This window comes from Azospirillum doebereinerae, from assembly GCF_003989665.1.
GTDB lineage: Bacteria > Pseudomonadota > Alphaproteobacteria > Azospirillales > Azospirillaceae > Azospirillum > Azospirillum doebereinerae.
The window spans coordinates 1-3,219 of sequence record NZ_RZIJ01000066.1 but is presented as its reverse complement, the minus strand read 5'-3'; the positions used below and the strand labels follow the sequence as shown (position 1 = coordinate 3,219).

At 70.8% G+C, this 3,219-nt stretch carries 3 protein-coding genes; 2 read left to right on the top strand and 1 reads right to left on the bottom strand.

The features are described 5' to 3' along the window. Positions 1-213: 213 nt before the first annotated feature. Positions 214-1,470 (top strand): exonuclease SbcCD subunit D C-terminal domain-containing protein, encoded by a 1,257-nt coding sequence (locus EJ913_RS31170; RefSeq protein WP_185910043.1) that lies wholly within the window; start codon positions 214-216, stop codon positions 1,468-1,470. Between the two features lie 27 nt (positions 1,471-1,497). Here EJ913_RS31170 and EJ913_RS31165 read toward each other — a convergent pair whose 3' ends face one another. Beyond that, on the bottom strand, positions 1,498-2,076 hold the full coding sequence (locus tag EJ913_RS31165; RefSeq protein ID WP_127005214.1) for a hypothetical protein: 579 nt from the start codon (positions 2,074-2,076) through the stop codon (positions 1,498-1,500). A 253-nt stretch (positions 2,077-2,329) separates the two neighbouring features. Here EJ913_RS31165 and EJ913_RS31160 point away from each other — a divergent pair. Next, positions 2,330-3,219, top strand: an 890-nt coding sequence (locus EJ913_RS31160; protein WP_148125319.1) for an AAA family ATPase, incomplete at its 3' end; no start/stop codon positions are given.

The window sequence follows — 3,219 nt, the reverse complement described above, 5'->3', positions numbered from 1 at the left end:
GGCCGCAATGGCCGTCTTGTCTGGCTCCCCTTCGCTTCGTTGCCGGCCGTCCGTCTGGACCGCGTCGGCGTCGTTCGTGTCGGGAGGCGCTTTATAGGCGGGGAGCCTCGACCCCGCAAGCGCTTTTTTCGTCCCCATCGCATTTTTTCCGGACCCGGCCCCCGGCGGCCTTCGTAGAGTGGCGTTCCGTTCCGTTGCGCGAGCCACCGCCCCATGCGTTCCCTGCGTGTCCTTCACACCGCCGATTGGCATCTCGGCCAGACGCTGCACGGCGTCGCGCGGGATCCCGAGCACGCCCGTTTTCTTGATTGGCTGCTCGACCGCATCGGCGAGCATGGGGTGGACGCGCTGGTGATCGCCGGGGACGTGTTCGACGGCCAGAACCCGCCGATCCCGGCGCTCGCCCTGTTCTACCGCTTCCTCGCGCGGGCCAAGACGCGATTCCCGGCGCTGGACGTCGTGGTGCTGGCGGGCAACCACGACAGCGCCAGCCGGCTGGAGGCGCCCTCCCCTCTTATGAAGGAGATGGGGGTGCGGGTGGTGGGCGCCCTGCCCTGCGACGGCGACGGGCTGTTCGATCCGGCCGCGATGGTCGTTCCCCTCCACGACCGCGACGGCGCAGTCGCCGCCCGCTGCGTCGCCATGCCTTATCTGCGCCCATCCGATCTGCCCACGCCGGAGGATGAGGAGGGCACGGATCCGCTGATCGAAGGAGTCCGTCGCCTGTACGAGCGCGCCGGCGCGGCCGGGCGCGCCGCGATCCGGCCCGGCGAGGCGCTGATCCTCACCGGCCATTGCTACATGCGGGGCGGGTCGCTGTCGGATCTGAGCGAGCGCAAGATCCTCGGCGGCAATCTGCACGCCCTGCCCGTCGAGATCTTCCCCGAGGACGCGGCCTATGTGGCGCTCGGTCATCTGCACCGGGCGCAGGGGATCGGCGGCCGGGAGGAGGTCCGTTACAGCGGCTCCCCCCTGCCGCTCGCCATCGACGAGGAGCCTTATCCCCACCAGGTCGTGCTGGCCGAGTTCGCCGGAGGCCGCTTGGTCGGGCGGGAGTCGCTGCGGGTGCCGCGCTTCGTCGCCATCCGGCGGATCCCCGGCAACGGACGGTTCGCCACCCCGGACGAGGCGCTCGACGCCTTGCGCCGGCTCGACCTCGACGAGGCGCTGCCGCGCGACTCCTGGCCGTTTCTGGAACTGTCGGTGGCGCTGCCGGAGCCGCGCCCGGCCTTGCGCGACGAGGTCGAGGCCGTGCTGGCCGGACAGCCGGTCCGCCTGCTGAAGCTGTCCATCCGCCTGACCGGCAGTGGCGAGGCTCTGGCCGACAGCGCGCCGGTGATCGAACTGGCGGATTTGGCGCCGGAAGACGTGTTCCGCCGGATCCACCGCCGCAGCCACGAAGCAGACCCCGCCCCCGCCCTGATGGCGGCGTTCCATGAACTGCTGACCGCCGTGCAGGAGAGGGAATGAGGGGGGTTTGCGGCGCGGCCCGCCGGCTCAGTTCAAGGACCAGCGGGTCATGTGGGGGAAGGGCGGCAGGCCGTTGTCGTCCATATGGGCGAACAGGCCGGAAAAGCCGGTCATGCCGGACTGGGCCAGGAACAGCGGACCGTAATGCGACCCCCGCTCCAGCCACGCCGCCAGCGGGTGCAGCCCCTCATACTGGTGGTATTTGTAGGCGCCGGGGAAAAAGACGCAACCCGGCGACAGCCCGAGATGCAGGGCGGCGGCGTAGGACCAGGCCTGGGCCATGAATTCGCCCTGCCCGGCAGCCAGGACGAGCCGTGGGTCGGGCGATCGGTCCGGCCCCGTCTGTTCCGCGATCAGGGCCTCGGTGTCCGCCAGAAGATCCGTCCCCAGCCTTGGCCAATAGTGGCGAGGCACGACGATGATGTGCCCGGCCTCGTGCAGCAGGTCGCCCGACCCGACCAGGGTATCGGGGTCGACGTGGATCACCCCGCCATGGATGTTCACGCCCGGCAGGAAACCGTTGTGAGCGCCCTCGCCGTATTCGACCCCCAGGCCCAGGCCGCGCAGGAAAGCGACAATGGGTTCCAACGCTTCCGGATGATGCATCCACCTTCTCCGCAGGATCGCTTTTTCGCCGGGATAATCGCGAAAACGCACCATCCTGGCAAGAGATACCCGGAATGACATCAGGCGGCTCTTGAATTTCCCTTTTCCGGGTTGCCGAATGGTGCGGAGGGGGAGGGCCCCCCGAGCGTTCACCGGACGTTTCCCCGAATCGCCTCCAACGCTTTCCGCTATGGTGCGGGACTGATCGTGATTTCCAGGAACGACCCATGACCGGCGTGCGGGAGAGTGTGTGATGCGGATCCTCGCGGTGCGCGGCTGCAACCTGACCAGTCTGGACGGCCCCTTCGCGGTCGAGTTCGACCAAGCCCCCCTGCGGCGCGCCGGGCTGTTCGCCATCACCGGGCCGACCGGCGCCGGCAAGAGCACGATCCTCGACGCGCTCTGCCTCGCCCTGTTCGACCGGCTGCCGCGCCTGCCGGAGGGGCAAGGCGTGCTGCTGGGGGTGGAGGGCGACCCGAACGCCATCCGCTCCACCGACGTGCGCGCGGTGCTGCGGCGTGGCGCCGGGGCGGGATGGGCCGAGGTCGATTTCGTCGGCGTCGACGGCACCGCCTACCGGGCGCGCTGGGAGGTGCGGCGCGCCCGGCAGAAGGCGCGTGGCGCCTTGCAGCCGCAAACCCTGACGCTGGGCCGGCTCGACGGGTCCGAGCGGTTCGGCGACGGCAAGAAAACTGCGCTGGAGGAGATCGAGCGGCGGCTCGGCCTGACCTTCGAGCAGTTCCGCCGCGCCGTCCTGTTGGCCCAAGGCGATTTCGCGACCTTCCTGAAGGCGCCGCCCAAGGACCGCTCCGCCTTGCTGGAGCTGCTGACGGGGACCGAGATCTACTCGCGCCTGTCCATCGCCGCGCATGAGCGGGCGGTGCGGGAACGCCAGGCGCTCGACGCGCTGGAGGCGCAGGGCGGCGGCATCGGCGTGCTGGGCGACGTGGAGCGCGCGGCGTTGGCGGCCGAGACCGCCACGGCCGGCGCGGCGGTGCGCGAAAGCGAACAGGCGCTGGACGCCGCGAAAGCCGCCGTGGCGTGGCACGAGCGCGACGCGCGCCTCGCGGCGGACGAAGCGGCGGCGGCGGCGGCGGCGGAAGCCGCCGGGCGGGCCTGGCACGAGGCGGCGCCCCGGCGAGA